The sequence below is a fragment of the Xanthomarina sp. GH4-25 genome (assembly GCF_045363175.1).
Classification (GTDB): domain Bacteria; phylum Bacteroidota; class Bacteroidia; order Flavobacteriales; family Flavobacteriaceae; genus Xanthomarina.
Genome location: NZ_JBJFLO010000006.1, coordinates 136,506 through 157,710, shown reverse-complemented (window position 1 = coordinate 157,710; position 21,205 = coordinate 136,506). Strand labels below are relative to the sequence as shown.

17 protein-coding genes are annotated in these 21,205 nt (G+C 31.9%); 9 read left to right on the top strand and 8 right to left on the bottom strand.

All coding sequences use genetic code 11. The features are described 5' to 3' along the window. Positions 1 to 54: 54 nt before the first annotated feature. Positions 55 to 1,410 (bottom strand): Na(+)-translocating NADH-quinone reductase subunit A, encoded by a 1,356-nt coding sequence (locus ACI5KZ_RS10370; protein WP_406847594.1) that lies wholly within the window; start codon positions 1,408 to 1,410, stop codon positions 55 to 57. Positions 1,411 to 1,604: 194 nt separating this feature from the next. Between ACI5KZ_RS10370 and ACI5KZ_RS10365 the strand changes: the two genes are divergently transcribed. After that, entirely contained in the window at positions 1,605 to 2,855 is a 1,251-nt protein-coding gene (locus tag ACI5KZ_RS10365) for a DUF5103 domain-containing protein (RefSeq protein WP_109308567.1), read from the top strand. 97 nt (positions 2,856 to 2,952) lie between these two features. Then, a complete protein-coding gene (gene apaG / locus ACI5KZ_RS10360; protein ID WP_109308566.1) occupies positions 2,953 to 3,339 on the top strand; it encodes a Co2+/Mg2+ efflux protein ApaG in 387 nt (128 codons plus the stop codon). A 3-nt stretch (positions 3,340 to 3,342) separates the two neighbouring features. Here the strand turns inward: apaG and ACI5KZ_RS10355 are convergent, their stop codons facing one another. Continuing rightward, positions 3,343 to 4,338 carry a DUF6695 family protein gene (locus ACI5KZ_RS10355; RefSeq protein WP_109308565.1) on the bottom strand — a complete coding sequence of 332 codons (996 nt, stop codon included), beginning with the start codon at positions 4,336 to 4,338 and terminating at the stop codon, positions 3,343 to 3,345. Beyond that, the gene (locus ACI5KZ_RS10350) at positions 4,331 to 5,056 is read right to left on the bottom strand and encodes an NRDE family protein (protein ID WP_406847593.1); all 726 of its coding nucleotides are present in this window, start codon (positions 5,054 to 5,056) and stop codon (positions 4,331 to 4,333) included. The genes ACI5KZ_RS10355 and ACI5KZ_RS10350 overlap by 8 nt, the downstream gene beginning before the upstream one ends. Before the next feature lie 146 nt (positions 5,057 to 5,202). Between ACI5KZ_RS10350 and pruA the strand changes: the two genes are divergently transcribed. Then, positions 5,203 to 6,828 carry an L-glutamate gamma-semialdehyde dehydrogenase gene (gene pruA, locus ACI5KZ_RS10345; protein ID WP_109308564.1) on the top strand — a complete coding sequence of 542 codons (1,626 nt, stop codon included), beginning with the start codon at positions 5,203 to 5,205 and terminating at the stop codon, positions 6,826 to 6,828. A gap of 155 nt (positions 6,829 to 6,983) precedes the next feature. Then, positions 6,984 to 9,449, top strand: a complete 2,466-nt coding sequence (locus ACI5KZ_RS10340; RefSeq protein ID WP_406847592.1) for a T9SS type A sorting domain-containing protein — start codon at positions 6,984 to 6,986, stop codon at positions 9,447 to 9,449. A gap of 74 nt (positions 9,450 to 9,523) precedes the next feature. On the opposite strand, the gene rsmG is transcribed toward ACI5KZ_RS10340, so the two are convergent. After that, positions 9,524 to 10,153, bottom strand: a complete 630-nt coding sequence (gene rsmG, locus ACI5KZ_RS10335; protein ID WP_406847591.1) for a 16S rRNA (guanine(527)-N(7))-methyltransferase RsmG — start codon at positions 10,151 to 10,153, stop codon at positions 9,524 to 9,526. A gap of 236 nt (positions 10,154 to 10,389) precedes the next feature. Here rsmG and ACI5KZ_RS10330 point away from each other — a divergent pair, with 236 nt between their 5' ends. After that, positions 10,390 to 11,484, top strand: a complete 1,095-nt coding sequence (locus ACI5KZ_RS10330; protein WP_406847590.1) for a fatty acid desaturase family protein — start codon at positions 10,390 to 10,392, stop codon at positions 11,482 to 11,484. Between the two features lie 31 nt (positions 11,485 to 11,515). Then, complete coding sequence (locus tag ACI5KZ_RS10325; RefSeq protein ID WP_406847589.1) at positions 11,516 to 12,703, top strand: pyridoxal phosphate-dependent aminotransferase; 1,188 nt, start codon at positions 11,516 to 11,518, stop codon at positions 12,701 to 12,703. Positions 12,704 to 12,758: 55 nt separating this feature from the next. On the opposite strand, the gene ACI5KZ_RS10320 is transcribed toward ACI5KZ_RS10325, so the two are convergent. From ACI5KZ_RS10320 to trkA, 3 genes are all read right to left on the bottom strand, one after another. Further along, positions 12,759 to 13,022 carry a hypothetical protein gene (locus ACI5KZ_RS10320; RefSeq protein ID WP_109308560.1) on the bottom strand — a complete coding sequence of 88 codons (264 nt, stop codon included), beginning with the start codon at positions 13,020 to 13,022 and terminating at the stop codon, positions 12,759 to 12,761. Positions 13,023 to 13,215: 193 nt separating this feature from the next. Beyond that, positions 13,216 to 14,709, bottom strand: coding sequence for a TrkH family potassium uptake protein (locus ACI5KZ_RS10315; RefSeq protein ID WP_109308559.1), 1,494 nt, complete (start codon positions 14,707 to 14,709; stop codon positions 13,216 to 13,218). Positions 14,710 to 14,718: 9 nt separating this feature from the next. Beyond that, positions 14,719 to 16,068, bottom strand: a complete 1,350-nt coding sequence (trkA, locus tag ACI5KZ_RS10310; protein WP_109308558.1) for a Trk system potassium transporter TrkA — start codon at positions 16,066 to 16,068, stop codon at positions 14,719 to 14,721. Positions 16,069 to 16,304: 236 nt separating this feature from the next. Here trkA and ubiE point away from each other — a divergent pair, with 236 nt between their 5' ends. Beyond that, positions 16,305 to 17,033 (top strand): bifunctional demethylmenaquinone methyltransferase/2-methoxy-6-polyprenyl-1,4-benzoquinol methylase UbiE, encoded by a 729-nt coding sequence (ubiE, locus tag ACI5KZ_RS10305; RefSeq protein ID WP_406847588.1) that lies wholly within the window; start codon positions 16,305 to 16,307, stop codon positions 17,031 to 17,033. A gap of 1 nt (position 17,034) precedes the next feature. Beyond that, positions 17,035 to 17,748, top strand: a complete 714-nt coding sequence (locus ACI5KZ_RS10300) for a porin family protein (RefSeq protein ID WP_109308556.1) — start codon at positions 17,035 to 17,037, stop codon at positions 17,746 to 17,748. 37 nt (positions 17,749 to 17,785) lie between these two features. Here the strand turns inward: ACI5KZ_RS10300 and ACI5KZ_RS10295 are convergent, their stop codons facing one another. Beyond that, positions 17,786 to 18,505, bottom strand: a complete 720-nt coding sequence (locus ACI5KZ_RS10295) for an RNA methyltransferase (protein WP_109308555.1) — start codon at positions 18,503 to 18,505, stop codon at positions 17,786 to 17,788. Between the two features lie 133 nt (positions 18,506 to 18,638). On the opposite strand from ACI5KZ_RS10295, the gene ACI5KZ_RS10290 reads away from it, so the two are divergent. Continuing rightward, positions 18,639 to 21,161, top strand: a complete 2,523-nt coding sequence (locus tag ACI5KZ_RS10290) for a BamA/TamA family outer membrane protein (protein ID WP_109308554.1) — start codon at positions 18,639 to 18,641, stop codon at positions 21,159 to 21,161. Positions 21,162 to 21,205: the final 44 nt, after the last annotated feature.

Genomic DNA, 21,205 nt, shown 5'->3' with positions numbered 1-21,205 from the left:
AAAGAAAAAAATGAATAACATGTTATTTTTCATTTCTCTTCACAAAATGAATAATTATCCAATTTCTTTAATCATTACGTCTAATCCTTTTCTAATAATTTCTTGATGAGGTTGCTTAGACACACAAACAAATTCTGTTAAAGCAAAATCTTCTGGTGCAACTTCGTACATTCCTAAAGCTTCCATTTCATCTAAATCGCTATACATACAAGCTTTTAATATTTGCAATGGATAAATATCTAAAGGAAAAACTTCTTCGTAATTACCAGTTAAAACAAAAGCTCTATGTTCACCATTTGTATTGGTATTTAAATCGAATTTTTTATTTGGTGTTAACCATGAAAATGTAAGCGCTCTTGATTGTGATATTTTATTAAAAACTGGTTTGTTCCAACCAAAAAACTCATAATCATCTCCTTCAGGGATAACGGTAATTACATTGCTATAATAATCTAAATTACCATCAGGTTTTACTTGTTTTCCTGATAAGACGTTTCCAGAAATAATACGGTCGTTACCATCTTTTTCAACGCCATTATCATAAACCATCGTCGCAATCTCACTACCAATTTTGGTTCTAAAATATCTTGGTTTCTTAATTGAAGATCCAACTAAAGCAACAATACGCTCTGCATTGAATTTTCCAGTTAATAATAATTCACCAATAATAACAAGGTCTTGGGCATTTATAGTCCAAACTACTTCTCCTTTATTTACTGGGTCAATTTTATTAATCTGTGTTCCTACATTCCCAGAAGGGTGTGGTCCAGAAACCTTATGTAAAGTTACACCTGTTAATCCAGAAAAAGGGGAGTTCCCGTTTTTTGCAACAGACACATGCACTTTACCTTCTGTTAATTTTCCTAATGCTGTAATTGCAGCTTGAAGTTCTGCTTCTTTACCTTTTAAAGTATAGTCTAAATCTGCAGCTAATGGTGCACTTGCATAACCTGAAATAAAAATCGCTTTAGGAGATTTATTTGGGTTTGCAATAACATCATAAGGACGTTGTTTTACAAATGGCCAACATCCAGTTGCTAACAAATGAGCTTTAACGCTATCTGCATTTGCAGAATTAACATCAAATTCCCCATGATCTTGGAACGATTGTACTTTATCAGCTTGAATTTTTATAGCTAATATTCTTCTTTTTTCTCCACGAGGAATATCTAATATTTCACCAGAAACTGGTGAAACAAATTTTACAGCTTCATTAGATTTATCGTAAAAAACAGGTTCACCTGCTTTTACTTTAGCTCCAACTTTCACTAATAGTTTTGGAATTACTCCATGGAAGTCCTCAGGTCTCAAAGTGCAGAAGTTGCTAATTATAGCGTTTTCTGTTGCTTTTTCAGCTTCACCCTTAAGTTTAATGTCCAGACCTTTTTTAATCTTAATGTCGTTTGACATATTTATAAATCTATTTGTTAATAGTAAATGTGATTAATAATTTTTAATCGACTTAAAAATCGGTGCAAATTTACTAAATTCTATATGAATTTATACTAGAGTTTTATGAAGTTTGTTATTTATATCTATTCTAAATAGTTTAAATTAGTTAGGCACAAAAATTGTTTATCTTTACCCAACTAATGAGACTCAAAATGACACAAAGCATTAAACAATCTATTTTATTACTCTTACTCCCTTTTTTAATTTATGGTCAAGCCGAAGAAGTAATTCCACCCGACTATATTAAAACGGTAATCTTTAGTGGAAAAACTCCAGAAAGTCAATTACCAATTTTAAAGCTAGGAGACAGAATTGTCTTAGAATTTGATGCTTTAAATGGGAGTGAAGATGATTTTTATTATAAAATTGCTCATTTTGATTTCGACTGGAAACCATCCAATCTTAGTAAAGCTGAGTTTATGATTGGATACGATAACAACCGGATTAGACATTATGAAAACTCGTTTAATACCTATCAAATATATTCACATTATAATCTTACCATACCAAACGATAGAACTCGAGGTTTAAAAAAATCCGGTAATTATATGCTTGAAATCTATAATGACTATGACGAATTAGTGTTTTCAAGAAAATTCATGATTCACGAAAACCAAGCAGATGTAGGGGTTATAGTTAGAAGATCTAGAGATGTTAAATATTACGATGAGAAACACACCATAGACCTCAATATATCTTCTTCAAGTATTTTATTTAATAATCCTACAGAAACAGTTAAGACCCTAATTATTCAAAATAACAATTTAAATACTGCTATTTCAAATCTAAAACCACAATACACATTAGGAAACGAATTAATCTATAAATACATTAGTGAATCTAGTTTTTGGGCTGGGAATGAATATTTAAATTTCGAAAATAAAGATATTCGTGGAGCCAATGTTGCCATACAGTATATAGATTTAGAAGACCTGTACAACAACTTTTTGTTTACAGATATAGTTAGAGCTAACAGACCTTACACATTTAATCCAGACATTAATGGGAATTTTGTAATTACAGCTTTAGATACAGAAAAACCTTGGATTGAAGCAGATTATGCATGGATACATTTTTCTTTATTACCAAATGAATCTATAATGAATAAAAACATTTATGTCTATGGTAATTTTAATAATTATGAATTAACAGAAACTAATAAAATGCATTTTAATAGTGATCGTGGTGTATACGAAGCACAAATTTTATTAAAACAAGGGTTTTATAGCTATAAGTATGTTTTAGTAGACGAAAAGAACCACCTGGACGAGGGGGCTATTAGTGGTAATTTTCACGAAACTGACAATAATTATAAAGTGTTGGTTTACTATAGAGATTTAGGTGCTAGATATGATAGACTTATTGGAATTGGAGAGGCTAATTCCATAAATATTATGAATTAGAGCCTGTTTTAAGTAACAATCATCTTAATATTTGTTTTATTAACACAATTATTTTATAATTTTGCTATATTACAATGCATTGAAACCTTATTAGTAAATGATTCAACAAGTAACAAAAGGGATTAAAATTTCGGTAGAAACTTCTTTCGAAGGCACATTTTATAAAAATTATAAAATACAATTCGCTTTTGAATATAAAATAACTATTGAAAACCAAAGTAAAGACTCTGTACAACTTCATGCTAGAGAATGGACTATTTTAGATGCCTTAAACAATGTTGAAGTTGTAACAGGTGAAGGTGTTATAGGTAAAAAACCTGTATTAGAACCTGGCGAATCCCATACTTATTCTTCTGGCTGTTTGTTAACCTCTCCTTTTGGAGCCATGTATGGACATTACAACATGATAAATTTTACAACTTCTAAAAAGTTTAATGTTGCCATACCTGCTTTTAAATTAAGCGCACCATTTGCCCTTAATTAATATTTATTCTAAGATTCTATTAAATTTAAATATGTCATCCTCTTGTTTAATATAAAGAGTCTTACAATTAGAATGATGCAAAAATTCAAAGTCTTTATTATATTTAAATGACTTATTTTCCACTTTAAAAATGGTTTCAACATCTACTTGTCCAAAAGCTGAAATACGCCTAAAAACAAATTCTTGTTTTATTTGAGACTCGCGTAATTCAAACCAAGCTCCTGCTCCTATTCCAGGTAACCATTGAGCAAATTCTTTAACATGATCAAAAGGCTTGGGATACAAGTTTCCTTCTAAATTAGGCACATGCTGCCTTAATGTATCTAAAAAACAAGCTCGATTAATTCTATTAACCGAAACTTTATTATTTATAAACTTTCCTGTCTCACTTAATTGATACACTTTCTTATTTGAAGCTGAAATAACCACATTACCAATAGTACTTGGTGTGAACCACTTAGAACGACGCAATCTTTTTACAATGGAGCTATTGGTAACTGAAGCAATTAATACTTCTGTAACAAAACGAGCACAATTACTAGCTTCATTTTTAAAAACAGCATATCTAACAAACTGTTTTTCCTGCATGTTAGTAATATAATTTTTAGCCAATCTATAATCTACTAAGTTACAAACCGAAGCATACATGGTTCCTTTGCCATGAGTCAGTTTAGGATTGGTAGCTAAGTATTCTAAAATCTCATGTAAATTTACAATCGCCGCTTCTTTAATTTTTGCAACCAAATGAAACTCTAATTCGGAATCAGTAACTTTACTTCTAACACGTCCATTTGGTTGAGATGTAATATATCGACCAAAATCATAATATTCCAAAACTCCCGTTTCTTTATCTATTAAAACCAAGGCAGCATGTCCAGCTCTAACATAGTTTTTTTTCCCAATTCCTAAATAATGTAAATACCTTAAATACCATTCATCTGAAATCCTAACAACCGTTTCTGGATATGCCAATGTGATAATAATTCCTGAATTAATCATGGCTGGTTTTTTCTGAAGTAAAAGTGGTAGAAGACATTTTATTTTTCTGAAGATTTAAAAATCGCATTTCTAAATTACCCCCTTGTTTTTCAACCTGTGTAATACTAGTGGTTTTTACAAATCCTCTATTCATTATAACCCCAAAATCTTGATTTCCAGTTCCAGCAGTGTTATGAAAATCCCAAATAGACTCTGAATTAAGCACATACTGATTTCTAAATGCTTCAAACCAATCCACCCGAGCTTGCTTCATGTTTTTTGAATACAAAGTTGACGAAGACCATATGTTAGGTTCTAAAGGCAATTTTTTAATATGCTTTGCAACGCCATCCCAAACCAACTCATAAAAATGCAACTCTTCCTGCCAATCAACTAATACAATAGTAAACGGCTCAATTCCTAACAGGTTATAACTTTCTATTAATTCTAAAAAATTAGAAGCAATCAACAAATCTTTCACTACAACACCTCGGCTAAGCCTATAATTATCTTGTCTTTTATATGCTGCGAAACCACCATTCAGCAAACAAATCAATCTGTTTCTTTTACTTAAACCAATCCAAGTCCCTCCAGCTAACACGTCTTTAGGGTATAAAAGACCCACACCTCTTTCTAAGTAAAAATCAGGCTCAAGAGTTTCTCTATTTGGTGCTTCATCTCTATTTGAAGTAAGCAGGAAATCAGTCTTTCCTAATGGTATTAAAGTTACTGTACACATAAATAACATAGTCCGTTAATGCGATAGCAACTTACAAAAAATAACTAGAATTTAACGTCTCTTTAGGATTGTAAAAAATTATAAATCGGCAAAATTATTGTACCTTTGCACCTGAATTTTTTACAAATTACAAAACAAATACAATCATGGGAAAAGGATTTTTTAATGTACCAGTTGCTGTTAACGAACCTGTTAACAGTTTTGCTCCAGGATCTCCGGAAAGAGAAGCTGTATTAAAAGCTTATAAAGAAATGTATAACAGTCAAGTTGATGTACCAATGTATATTAATGGAAAAGACGTTACTACTGGAAACACTAGAACGATGTCTCCTCCACACGATCATAAACATATTGTTGGAACGTATCATCTAGCGGAAAAATCTCATGTAGAAGAAGCCATTGCTACAGCTTTAGAAGCAAGAAAATCTTGGTCGCAAATGCCATGGGAACAACGTGCTGGTATCTTTTTAAAGGCTGCCGAATTAATTGCAGGTCCTTACAGAGCAAAAATTAATGCTGCCACCATGATTGCACAATCTAAAACAGTACATCAAGCAGAAATTGATGCTGCTTGTGAGTTGATAGACTTCCTGCGTTTTAATGTTCAGTTTATGACAGACATATACATGGAACAACCAGAGAGCACAAGCGATGCATGGAACAGAGTAGAATACAGACCACTTGAAGGTTTCACCTATGCTGTAACGCCTTTTAACTTTACTGCTATTGCTGGAAATTTACCTTCTTGTATGGCACTAATGGGTAATGTTGTTGTTTGGAAACCAAGTAACAATCAAATTTATTCAGCTAAAGTTATCATGGATGTCTTTAAAGAAGCTGGTGTACCAAATGGTGTTATTAATGTTGTTTTTGGAAATCCAGGAATGATTACAGATACTGTTATGGCAAACCCACACTTCTCTGGATTACATTACACAGGATCGACTCCTGTTTTCCAGAATTTATGGAAACAAATTGGAAACAATATTGAAAACTATAAAACCTACCCAAGAATTGTAGGTGAAACTGGAGGAAAAGATTTTATTATTGCTCATAAATCAGCTAATGCGAAACAAGTTGCTACAGCAATTTCTAGAGGCGCTTTTGAATTCCAAGGACAGAAATGTAGTGCTGCATCTAGAGCTTATATCCCTAACAACATATGGGAAGACGTAAAAAAATACGTGATTGCAGATGTTAAGTCTTTCAAAATGGGATCTCCAGAAGATTTGAGCAACTTTGTTACTGCTGTTATTAACGAAGGCTCTTTCGATAAATTAGCTAAATATATTGACGAAGCTAAAGCAGCTACTGATGCTGAAGTTATTGCTGGAGGAGGTTACGACAAATCTAAAGGTTACTTTATAGAACCAACTGTTATTGTGACTACTAACCCTAAATACGATACCATGTGTACCGAATTATTCGGTCCTGTTATCACTATTTATGTGTATGATGAAAATAAATTTTCTGAAACTTTAAAACTGGTTGATGAAACTAGTGAATATGCATTAACTGGTGCTGTTTTATCTACTTGTCGTTATGCAATTATAGAGGCAACCGAAGCGTTACAAAATAGTGCTGGAAACTTCTACATAAACGACAAACCAACAGGAGCTGTTGTAGGACAACAACCATTTGGTGGAGCAAGAGCATCTGGAACTAACGATAAAGCCGGTTCTGCTCAAAACTTAATGCGTTGGGTTTCTCCAAGAATGATTAAGGAAACATTTGTTACTCCTGTAGATTACAGATATCCTTTCTTAGGTTAAAATTATATGAATTTAAAAACTCCCAAACTCATTGTTTGGGAGTTTTTTTTTGCTCTTTTAGCTCATCGGTTTTATATTTTCATTAAATTGGAAGAATAAATTGAACTTATTGTATAAACAAGTCTTTTTATTTGCTATTAATCAATCCAATTCCAATGAAAAAAATTACCCTTTTATTTGTATTCATTTCTACTTTTTCATTTGCACAAAAAATGCAAACATTAGATTATTCAAAACTTGATAAGTCTGATATGAAAACAGATCTATTTATTAAAAACGCCTCACCATTCTCACCAATAGGAAAAAACTACTCACAAAATGGCATGTACACGTTTATTCAAGCTTATAAAGAACTATCTAACAGCGACGAGTTAAATAGGTTTTCTGCCGTAAAACAATTGCAAAATTTCACAAAAACGGTTTCATATGCAGAAACAATAAAAATTGGTTTACTACATGCTGAATATGAATCTTTAAACAAACAAGTTTTAAACGAAGGTAAAATTAGAATTGAAGACCTTACCGTTTTACGAAATACTTCTGAATACATTTTCACAGAAAACACTTCAACGATTATTGCTCCTTTAAGCATTACTAAAAAGGGGTTGAAAACCAATTTTGAACTGGAATCTGATTTTTATTTTAACAATACACAACAAAACATTATTGAAGTTAAAGCAGATTTTGATGATGGCAGAGGTTTTCAAACACTAAATTTCAACGCTCCAATCCAAGTAAATTATATTAGTGGTGGCAATAAACACATCCAATTTCAAATTCAATTTTCAGATGGAAGTAATATAAGTAGAACATCAAATCTTAAAATACAATCTAACAATTCTGATATTCATGCTGCAAATAATCAACGTATTGTTAATGAAGTTATCTCAACAGATGTTCCAGATTTAAGTGTTTATAGCGGAACCGTAAGCACAGCTGGGATGGCAGAATACGAAGTGTTTTTAGGAGCAGACAATGTTTTAGATAAACCTATTTTTCTTATCGACGGTTTCGACCCAGCAGATTCAAGAAACACGACAGACATCTATGATTTATTAAACTATGTAGTAAGTCCCGGAGATACTCTGAACCTTGGAACTAGAATTCGAAATGAAGAAAATTTTGATATTGTAATTATCAATCATCCTCAATATTTTATTTTATCTAATGGCTCTTTTCAATCTATGGCTAATTCTACCGATGTAAATAACGATGGCGTGATTGACACTGCAGATTATGCTGGAAGCACTTTAATTGATGGTGGCTCAGATTATATTGAACGAAACGCAATGTCTACAGTAGAGGTTATAAATCTTATCAATTCTCAAAAAATTGGCTCAGAACAAAATGTTGTTATTGGCCCAAGTATGGGAGGTCTAATTTCTCGTTATGCATTAAACTTTATGGAAAACCAAAACCAAGACCATGAAACTAGGCTTTGGATGTCTTTCGACTCGCCACATTTAGGGGCAAATGTCCCAATTGGTTTTCAACATTTATTTAATTATTTAGGTTATGGATTAGATACACCATTGGGCGATTATAGCATTGAAGCAATAAGACCTGTTGTTGAAGGCATGTTAAAATCTGGAGCAGCTAGACAAATGCTACTTGACCAATATGAAGCGCATTTAGCAAGTGGAAACAACCTAGACTTCGATCCAACAAAACTTCTACCTGAAGCTCATCCATTTAATCCCATTTTCTATAATAGAATGAATGCTTTAACAACTTCTGGCTACCCAGAAGACACACGAAATGTCTCATTGATAAATGGTAGTGGTATTGGTGCAGCATATCTAAATAAAAATAATACTCCTGTAACAGCTGGACAGCAAGTTTTAGATGTATTTATTGAAAACGTTGCAGTTTTAACTGATGCTTATTTAGACGCTTGGTTAACGCCTAAAAGCAATACAACTGCAAAAATTAGTGAAGTATGGATAGACATTGTTTTTATCTGTTTTTGCGACATAGAAACGGATGAAAGTGCTAGAGGCCCTGCATATTCAGACGGCATAGATGCTGCACCTGGGGGGTTATTCGACATAGGAGCATTAGCAGCCGACTTTGGAGGCGACCCAACAATCGATGCGTTTTTTGCTGGCTTAAGCACCAATTACTTTAATTTTATTCCTGCTGTTAGCGCTATGGCATTGGTTAATGGAGGAGCATCAGATTGGTATCAAGATATAAATTTAGGAGCAGGAGACACACCGTGGGACGCTACAACAACCACCAACCCAAATACACCTTTTGTAAACTGGTATATTCCAGACAATAATGAAAGTCATGTTACCCTAACACCAAACAATGTTACATTTGCTTGGGAAGAAATTGTAAACACCAATACTTTAACTGTTTCAAATAATACTTTTGTTGAAGACGATATTAAACTAAAGCAAAACCCAATTACAAATAGTCTGACTTTAATTAGTACAACAGATTATCAAGATGCCAGTATTTCTATTGTAGATATGACAGGAAAGCTTGTTTACAAACAGAATACAGATCTTAGCAGCAGAACAACTCTACCAATACATTTAGCCTCTGGCATGTATGTCTTGAATGTAGATACCCAAACTAATTTGAATTTAAAAACAAAACTGATTATAAAATAAAAGAACTACGATTAAAAAAGTAAAGCCTTTCAAATACTGGAAGGCTTTACTTTTTAATCTATTTATTTTAAGGATTACCCTCTAAACTTCATAGGCAAATGCACCACTTTTTTTGTTTCGAAAAAGTCTTCCTGAAAGAAGTCTGTAATGTTATAAATAGTCGCTGTTTTATAATTCTGAAGCTCTTCACTTAAATCGCCACCTTTTAAGTATATAATACCATTCTTTAACTCATGATTCTGTTTTTTGGCAATTTTCCCTTTTACCCAGTGCACAAAAGTTGGCATAGCAGCAACAGCTCTACTTACAATAAAATCGTAGTTCCCCTTTATTTCTTCAACACGTTTATTGGTAGTTTTTACATTTTCTAAACCGAGACCTTCAACTACCTCATCTACTACTTTTAGTTTTTTTGCAATACTATCTACCAAATGAAAAGAACATTCAGGGAACAAAATAGCTAAAGGAATTCCAGGAAATCCACCTCCTGTACCTACATCCATAATTTTAGATCCTGGCTTAAAGTTTATAACTTTAGCAATGGCTAAAGAATGCAACACATGTCTTAAATATAATTCATCTATATCCTTTCGAGACACCACATTTATTTTCAAATTCCAGTCTTGATACAACCCTTCTAGTTTGGTAAATTTATCAATTTGATCGTCGGTAAGGTTAGGAAAATACTTAAGTATTAGTTGCATGAATATGTAATTTTGCACAAAAATAGCTAAATTATTGTGCATTTTTATGAAAACTTTATTAAGATACACATCATTATTATTTATCTTTGGCACCATATATGATACTCGATTTATAACGTTGTATGATAATAAACTTCCTCAAGAAAACTCTTGAGGCATTATTTAGGTTAGCGATTTAATTTCGTGAAAAACCTTGGAGCAATTTTAAATCTCGATTATTGAGTAAAAATAATAGCATGACAAAACAAACATTAACTTTCTCTAGAACAGACTCTGCAAAATTTTTCAGGACACTAAACAAACGTGTTAACAACTATTTCAAAGAAAATAATATTAAAAAAACAGGTAACTGGAAACTATATATAAAAGCTATAGTTATGTTTACCTTATTACTTGGCCCTTTAGTTTTATTACTTACTGTAGATTTACCAACTTGGTTGCAAATTATATCTATGATGGTGATTGGAATTGGAATGGCTGGAGTTGGCATGAATGTGATGCATGATGCAAACCATGGTTCTTTTTCTAGTAAAAAATGGGTCAATAGATTAATGGGAAGTAGCATCCATATTCTTGCTGGAAATGATTATAATTGGAAAGTACAACACAATGTTTTACACCATACATATACAAACATTCAAGGACATGACGAAGACATTGATGCTGGAAGAATCATCCGTTTTTCGAAACATTCTAAATGGTTGAAAATTCATCAATTTCAAAAATACTATGCCTTTTTGTTATACGGATTACTAACTGTTAATTGGGCAATTACTACAGATTTCAAACAAACCTATGTGTATTTAAAAAGGAAATTATCTTATGGAGATTTTCCGAAACCAGCTACGCAATGGACCAAATTAATAATTGGTAAAATAGTTTATTATTCTATCTGGGTAGTTTTACCGTTGGCTTTAGGCTATGCTTGGTGGCAAGTTTTAATTGGCTTTCTAATCATGCATTATACAGCTGGAATTATCCTAAGTGTTATTTTTCAATTAGCGCACGTGATGCCTAATACAGAAATGCCATTACCCGATGAAAATGGAAACATGAAAAACACTTGGGCAATTCATCAATTATTTACTACATCTAATTTTTCGCCTAAAAGTTGGTTGGTAGAATTCTATACAGGAGGCTTAAACAGACAAGTAGAGCATCATTTATTTTCAAACATAAGTCATGTGCATTATAAAAATATAGCAAAAATTGTTAAAGAGACTGCACATGAATTTAGCTTGCCATACAATGAGTACAATTCTATTTGGACAGCCATTGCTGAACATTATCAACAATTAAAAGTATTAGGAAAAAAGCCTGCAATGGCCTAAACTAATTTGCACTATTAAACAACTAACCAACATGAGCCTACTTTCAGAGAGAGTTTTAAACATGTCAACGTCTGCTACTTTAGCTATGGCAGCAAAGACTAGAGAACTTAAAGCACAAGGAAAAGACATTATTGGGTTAAGTCTTGGCGAGCCAGATTTTAACACACCAGATTATATTAAAAATGCGGCTATTCAAGCCATCAACGAAAATTATAATTCCTATTCTCCTGTAGATGGATATGTAGAATTAAAAGAAGCCATTATTACCAAGTTTAAACGCGATAATAATTTAAATTACAGCTTACCTCAAATTGTTGTTTCTACAGGTGCAAAACAAGCATTAGCAAATGTGGCTTCTGTATTAATAAATAAAGGTGACGAAGTTATATTGCCTTGCCCTTATTGGGTAAGTTATGCTGATATTGTTGAACTTTTTGAAGGTGTTCCAGTAGAAGTAAAAACATCTATTGACAACGATTTCAAAATGACTCCAGAACAACTGGAAGCTGCTATTACTCCAAAGACAAAAATGATTTGGTACAGCTCTCCTTGTAATCCAAGTGGATCTTTGTATAGTACCGAAGAGTTACGTGCTTTGGCTGATGTACTTCAAAAGTATCCAGATATCTACGTGGTTTCAGATGAAATTTACGAACACATCAATTTCACAACCGAGGGTCACGCAAGCATGGCTCAATTTGATGATATGTTCGATAGAACTGTTACAGTAAATGGCGTTTCGAAAGCTTTTGCTATGACAGGTTGGAGAATTGGGTATATTGGAGCTCCAGAAGTTATTGCTCGTGCTTGCAATAAAATGCAAGGCCAAATTACAAGTGGTGCCAATTGTATTGCACAGCGTGCAACTATTACAGCTTTAAATGAACCTCCTACACGTGTTAAATTCATGATTGACGAATTTAAAATCCGTAGAGACTTGGTATTAAATTTACTTTCAGAAGTTGAAGGTTTTCAAACCAACACTCCAGAAGGTGCTTTTTATGTGTTTCCAAACATCTCTTATTACTTCGGGAAAACCTTAAAAGGAAAAACCATTAATAATGCAACCGATTTTTCATTATATCTTTTAGAAGAAGCGCTAGTTGCAACCGTTACCGGTGAAGCTTTTGGAAATCCAGATTGTATTCGCATCAGTTATGCTGCAAGTCAAGAACAAATTATTGAAGCTATAAAGCGCATTAAAGAAGCTGTTAGTTAGTAGTCAATAACACTTCATAAAAACACAAATCCACTATTTCTAGTGGATTTTTTTATTAAAAAAAGTACATAATCACACGCAATAATAAGCACATAAAAACACTAAATATAACGGTTGTTTTTAATAGCATTTGTTTTCTTTCTTTTTGAAGTCTTAACCTTATTCTTATTAAATCTTCTTGAGTTGAAGTATTATTAAATTCAAGTTTTTCACCAGAATAACTTCCATTAATAACACGTCGATCTTTCCTTTTAGTCAACATACTTTTATTATTTCTTAAAGTATGTATCATTTGCATCATTGATCCTTCTCCACCCATAATAATAGTTTTTAAAATGAAACGAGTAAAATAGTACAACAAATCAAATCATGTTTACGATGTTGATTCTATAACATATAAAAGATAGTTTGTATTGAGGTCACACTCAAAGAACATCAGTTTTCGATCTATAAAAGCGCTTTATATATAAGTAGTAAATACTTACAAAATGTTACAACTAAATGAGGAATAATTAACGATTACGCCAAAAGAAAGGCGTTAATAAAATAAGAACCGTAAATAATTCTAAACGTCCTATAAGCATTAAAAAAGAAGCCCATAATTTACCAAGAGGTGGCAATGCGGCATAGTTGTTTACGGGACCAAAATTACCAAGAGCTGGACCAACATTTCCTAAACTTGACGCTGAAAGTCCAATAGACGACATAAAATCTATATTAAACATAGAGAACACTAATGCACCAACAATAAAGGAAAGCATATAAAGTATAAAGAAAGCAAGGATATTAAAAACAATATCTCCAGTTACTGCTTTGTTATTATATCTAACAGGTAAAATAGCATTTGGATGCAAGGCTCTTTTAAATTCTAAAAAACCGTTTTTAATAAGTATCAAATGCCTAACGACCTTAACACTACCGGAGGTACTACCTGCAGAACCACCTAAAAACATGAGTCCAAAAAAGAACACCATTAAAAAGGGTGTCCACAAGGTGTAATCTGCTGTTACAAAACCAGTGGTTGTTACTATGGAAAGTACTTGAAACAAGGCATGTCTAAAAGAACTTTCTGCTTCACCCCAAACCATAGGATGATAGATGGACGATTCAGATAGATCTGCTTTAAAATAAATAATTAGTGAAGCTATAACAGTAAAAATTACAATAAATTTAAAGTATAGTTTTAGCTCTTCATCTTTTATTATTTTTTGAACTTTTCCTTTAAAGGCAAAATAACTTAACACAAAATTAGTTCCTGCCAAGAACATAAAGACAATAATAATATACTGAATAACAGGTTGCCCATTCCAATAAGCAACACTGGCATTTTTAGTTGAAAAACCTCCAGTGGATAACGTACACATAGAATGATTTATGGCATCGAAAAAAGACATCCCTGCAACTTTTAGCAGGATGGTTTCTGCAACAGTATATCCAAAATAAATAAGCCACAAACGCTTTGCAGTATCAGTAATTCTTGGATGTAATTTATCTGCACTTGGGCCTGGTGCTTCAGCTGCAAACATTTGCATTCCTCCAATACCAAGTAATGGTAAAATGGCTATGGCTAAAACAATAATTCCCATACCACCAATCCAATGGGTTAAACTTCTCCAAAATAAAACGCCCTCTGGAACAATTTCAATATCATTTAAAATAGTGGCTCCCGTAGTTGTATAACCAGACATGGTTTCAAAAAAAGCATCTGTAAAACTTGTTATACTCCCAGTTAATAAATAAGGAATGGTACCAGACAACGCCATAACAATCCACCCAAAGGCTACAACAATATAACCTTCACGTTTATTCATTTCTTTGTTGTGGTCTTTGGTATTGTACATGGCTGTAAGACCTAACAATATAGTTAATCCTCCAGAAATAAAAAGTTTGGAAGTTACGCCGTCTTTATAAATGAAACTTATTAAAGAGGACAACAACATAAAACCACCATTAAATAATAAAAGCAGTCCTAAAAAATGAAATATTATTTTATAGTTGAGTTTCACAGATTTTTATTATAGGAATAATTTTTCTACTTGTTTAATAGACCTAGGCAAACAACAAACAACTACTTTATCTGCAACACCAATTTTAAAATCTCCAAGTGCTGTATGTCCTTTTCCGTTTCTAATAACACCTCCAATAATTGCTGATCTTGGAAAATCGACATCTTTAATTAATCTGTTACAAATTTTTGATGTGGGCTTTACTTGAAACTCTAATAACTCGGCATTCATGTTATTAAGCTTTGTCATAGCAATAACTTCACCTTTTCTAATATATCTAAAGATATTATTAGCTGCTAATAGTTTTTTATTAATTAGAGTATCTATTCCTATGGAATGAGATAATTCAAAATAATCCATATTTTCAACCAATGCAATGGTCTTTCTAACACCTTTGGATTTAGCTACCAGACAAGACATGATATTGGTTTCAGAATTTCCTGTTACGGCAATAAAGGCATCCATATCCTTGAGGCTTTCTTCATCGAGCAAATCGACATTCCTACCATCTCCATTAATTACAAGTACATCGGATAGCTCATCGGCTAAGTCGAATGCTCTATCTCTATCTTTTTCGATAAGTTTGACATTGGAATAAAATTTACTTAAATCTCTAGCTGTTTTATATCCAATTTTACTTCCACCCAGAATCATGACATTTCTAATTTCAGTATTGATTTTCCCCGTAAGTGTACAAAGTTCTTGACCACCACCTTCAGAGGTAATAAAAACGACATTATCTCCTTCCTTAAATTGTGTATCTCCTCTTGGAATAATCGTGTATTGTGTTCCAAAGCGTTGAATAGCTATTGGTACAAAATGAATTTCTGGAAATATTTTAGCAGCTTCCTGAACCGTTTTCCCAACAAATGCAGCAGTTCTAGACAAGCTTAATCCAACCATTGTTAAAGCACCACCTTCAAACTCATAACTATCATTAAAAGCCGATTGATTTAAAAGCAATTCAATTTCTGATGCAGCTAAAGCTTCAGGTGAAATTAACTCGTCTATTCCTAGTTTGGTGAAATCTATTTCTTCTTTATGATTAATTAATTCGGTATTCGAAATTCTAGCTATGGTTCTTTTAGATCCAAGCTGTTTTGCTAAAACACAAACGGTTATGTTTGTAGTTTCAGAAGAGGTAACTGCTATTAATAGATCGCTAGATTCAATTCTAGCGTCTTTTAAAACTGAAATAGATGTTGCATCGCCTTTAATTACTTTGATGTCTAAATGATTGTCTGCATACGTAAGACTCTCTTTATTGGTATCTATTAAGGTAATTTCTTGAGATTCGTAAGACAATAATTTTGCTAAATGAAATCCAACTTCACCAGCTCCAGCAATAATTATTTTCATGTGTTTTCAAATAATAAAGTAGGGCAAATATACTGCAAAATAGATAGATTAATAAAATTTCAAGACATATAATTCCATGATTTCAAGATACTAAATAGCATTTTGCTTGAATATTTTTCAGTAAAAATTCATTATTTTTAAAAAAAGGATATGTATTAGCCACTAATGTCTATTTTGAGTTTCTTTGAGTATTTTAAATTAAAAATAAATATGTAGGTTTGTGCAAAAATATCACATTGACAAAAGTTAAGCCATATAAAGACAGTGATCTAGGAAAAAAGGAGCAAGTAACAAAAATGTTTGATGCTATTTCTAAAGAATATGATGGATTAAATCGCGTTATTTCTTTTGGAATAGATATTAAATGGCGAAAAAAAGTTATTAAAATTGTTGCAAGTTCTCAACCTGAAATGGTGTTAGATATTGCTACTGGAACTGGTGACATGGCTATAAACTTAGCCGAAACTAGCGCTAAAAAAATTATAGGTTTAGACATTAGTGAAGGCATGCTAAATGTTGGAAAACAGAAAATTTTAAAAAAAGGACTTGAGAATAAAATTGAAATGGTTGTTGGCGACTCAGAAAATTTACCATTTGAAAATAATACTTTCGATGCTATTACTGTTGGTTTTGGAGTAAGAAACTTTGAATCTTTAGAAAAAGGTCTTGCTGAAATTTATCGGGTATTAAAACCAAAGGGAGTTTTTGTTATTTTAGAAACTTCTGTTCCAACCAAAACCCCTTTTAAACAAGGTTATAATTTATATACTAAAAGCATTATGCCTATTATAGGAAAACTATTTTCCAAAGATCAAAGTGCATATAGATATTTAAGCGATTCTGCCTCTGTTTTTCCTTATGGCGAAGCTTTAAACAATATTTTACGAGAAATTGGGTTTATAAATGTTACAAACAAACCTCAAACATTTGGGGTTGCAACCATTTATACATCATCAAAAAAATAATATGAAAAAACTTTTTTTTCTAATCACTTTCTTTTGCATCTTCCAATCAGTATCTGCTCAACTGTTTTCTAAAGAAAAAGTTTTAAACGATGAGAATGCTGATAAAGCGTTATTGAGTTACGGTTATTTTATTGGATTTAATAGCTACGATTTTAATTTCGATTATTTTAAAGACAAACCAGATATACAAGTTGCAAAAACAACAGGGTTTAATGTTGGTTTAGTAGGAAACTTACGTATTAACGATTACGTAGACTTAAGGCTTGAACCAGGGTTATGTATTACCACTAGAACTTTAGAGTATGATGAAAAATATTTTAATGGCATAGAACACACCCCAGCAGATCTAGAAAGAGAAGTAAAATCGACTTACATTCATGTGCCTTTGTTATTAAAATTTTCAACAAAGCGATTAAATAATTTTAAACCTTTTATAGTTGGTGGCCTATCTACTGCTTTAAACTTATCTAGTAATCAAGACAACCCAGACGATAATAGTGCTGGGAAGTTTAGGACTAAGAAAAATATGTATTTCTACGAAATAGGTTTTGGTATCGATTTTTACTTATATTATTTTAAATTCACGCCTTCGATTCGTGGTGTATTTGCTATAAACGACGAGCTTGTTAGAGATGCAGATCCAAACAGTCCTTGGACTGGAAACATTGCGACTATGAAAACACGTGGTGTGTTTATTAACTTCACGTTTCAATAGCACCTTTTGTTAGATAGAATCCATTAACGAATAACAACTAACTTCTTCTAAATTCACTAAGTAATATAGCTGTTGCTGTTGCAACATTTAAGCTTTCGGTTGCTTGAAGGTTTCCAAAACGAGGAATAGTTATTTTTTCAGAAACCAAATTCTCGATATCTTTAGAAATACCATTAGCTTCATTACCAAAAATTAGAATCCCTTTTTCAGGGAGCTGCTTTTTGTAAACAGTTTCTCCATCCATAAACGTTCCAAAAGAGGTCATTTTTGAGTTTATTATAAAAGTCTGTAAGTTTAAATAAGTAATATTCACTCTTGTTATGGAACCCATTGTTGCTTGAATTACTTTTGGGTTATAACAGTCTACTGTTTCTAGATTACAAACCAAATCTTTAATTCCAAACCAATCGCAGAGTCTTATAATCGTTCCTAAATTTCCTGGATCTCGAACATCATCCAAAGCAACTATTAATTGATTATCTTCTATCTGTTGCTGTTCTGGTATTTTAAAAATTGCTAATGCAGTATTTGGCGTTCTAAGAAAGCTAATTTTTTTTAATTCTGCTTCTGAAATAAGGGTTTCAAGATTGGCATCAATTTTGAATGATTTTACTGTGAAAATATGATGCAATTTAAAATTAGAAGCCATTAATTCGTTAATAACTTTAACACCTTCAGCAACAAAAAAACCATGTTGAAGTCTATATTTTTTCTGTTTTAAACTGCTTATTAATTTTATTTGATTTTTAGATAACATTCAAACTTATTTAAATATATTTTTCAATGGAAATAGTGTATTTTTGAGTTTAAATGACGTTTTTAATAAACATGAATCATTTATTACTTTTAAAAACAACAACCTTTTTATTACTAGTTAATTTTATTTGTATTTGAAACTACATTCCTCAAAAATAGTATTAATTATTGTATTTACAGGTTTTTTATATTCTTGTAATTCTGTAAAAAGGGTTCCTGAAAATGAGCATCTGCTTACCGAAAACACTATTTATGTTAATGATAAGAAAAACAATACAGAACGCATAAACAATCTTCTGTTTCAGCAACGTAATAAAAAGATTATTAATATTCCATTAAGACTATACATTTACAATTCGGCAAGACCTAACATTGATTCAATTATCAATACCAATATTGATTCAAAACCTAATAAAAGAAAAAAATTAGAAAATTTTCTTTCTAAAAAACAATTAGACAAATATATTGAAGCCAGAATAGGCTTTAATAATTGGTTAAAGAAAACTGGCGAAGCTCCTGTAATTGTTAAAGACATAAAAACTCAAAAATCTGAAAAACAACTAGAGGCCTATTATTTTAACAATGGATGGTTTAATGTTGAAGCTACTTCCAAAACAACTAAACTAGATAATAAAACGGCAACAATTGATTACTATGTAAAAACTGGAGACCCCTATATAATAGACTCTCTAACTACCAAAATTTCTTCTCCAGTTGTAGATTCTATATATCAGCTAACTAAAGATAAATCTTATATAAAAAAGGATCAGCAATACAGAACCCAGACCTTTAATTTAGAAAAAAGTCGAATCACATCGACTTTAAGGAATTCTGGAGTCTATCATTTCAGTCAAGACTATATCTATTTTGAAATGGATACAGTTAATACAAACAAAAAAGTACAAGTAGAATTACAAATATTAGACCGTGCTATTAGAACTCAAAATACTGTTTTGAGAGAACCTTTTAATATTTATAAAATAAAGGAGGTTAATATTGTTACAGATTATTCTTACGAGAAAAAAGATTCTAATTATTCAGATTCATTAATTTTTAAAAATTACAATTTATACAGTATTGGTAAAATGCGTTTTAAACCAAAAGCCATTACTGATGCTATCTTTATAACACCAAATGATGTTTTTAAAGACAAAGACAGATCTAACACATTCAGACATATAAACAATCTACAAACGTTTAAACATCCAAGTATCGATTATGTAGAAAATCCAGACACTACCTTAACTGCTAATATTTTATTAACTCCTTTAAAAAAGTTTGGATTGAATTTTAGTGCTGAAGTTTCACAAAGCAACATTCAATCTATTGGATTAGCATTCAACCCAAGTATTTTGATGAGGAATGTATTTAAAAGAGCAGAAACTTTAGAACTTTCTGCTTTTGGTTCTATTGGAGCGTCAAAAGATGGTGGAGATGAAAGCGACCCGTTCTTCGATATTAATGAACTTGGAGTTGATTTAAAATTAACCATTCCAAGATTATTATTTCCAATTAATACAGAAAGGATTATTCCTAAAACCATGTTTCCAAGCACAAGAATATCTGTATCTACTTCTAGTCAGACAAATGTAGGATTAGATAAACAAACTGTTTCTGGCGTGTTCAATTATAAATGGTTCGCTTCAAACTTAGTAACTAACAGGTTAGATTTGTTTAACATTCAATATGTTAGAAACTTAAATCCAGACAATTATTTTGGAGTTTACGGAAACTCTTACAATGAATTAAACGACATCTCTAAAGACATAGATTATAATAACGGAAACGATTTAACATATCCAAATGAAACAGATATGTTTATCAACGATGTGCTATCAGGAAACACAACTTTACAACCTGGGGATCCAGAATACGACGATGTGTATTCTATTAACGAACGAAAAATCAGACTTACAGAAAACAACCTCATATTTGCTACAAACTTTAACTATACTAGAGATAACAGGGAAAACCTTTACGATGAAACTTTTTCAATCTTTAGATTTAAAGTCGAATTAGCAGGGAATCTATTTTCTGCCATCTCAAAAATTGGAAACCTTAAGAAAAACGATGCTGGTCAATACGAAATGTTTAATGTAGCCTATTCACAATATGTAAAAACTGAATTTGATTATATTAAACACTGGGATTTAAGCAAAAAAAACGTTTTAGCTATAAGAAGCTTTTTAGGGATAGCTATTCCATACGGAAATTCAACTAATATTCCATTCTCAAAAAGTTTCTTTGCTGGCGGTACTAACGATAATCGTGCCTGGACTGCCTATAGTCTTGGCCCTGGAAGTTTAGACAGTAACGACGAATTTAATGAAGCCAATCTAAAACTTGCTTTTAATATTGAACATCGCTTTAACATCTTCGAAAAATTTAATGGCGCCCTTTTTATCGATACAGGAAATATCTGGAATGTTTTTGATGATGTGACCGACCCTAAAGCAACCTTCACGAATTTTGCATCGTTAAAAGATATAGCTATTGGCTCTGGTTTTGGTTTAAGGTACGATTTTGGATTTGCTGTTTTTCGTTTCGATATAGGCTTTAAAACCTACGATCCTTCTTATCCGGAAAACAACAGATGGTTTAACGATTACAATTTTTCAAACGCTGTTTATAACATAGGTATCAATTACCCTTTCTAAGCTATTTAATTTTCTTATTTTTGTCTTTTCAAACTTTATAATTA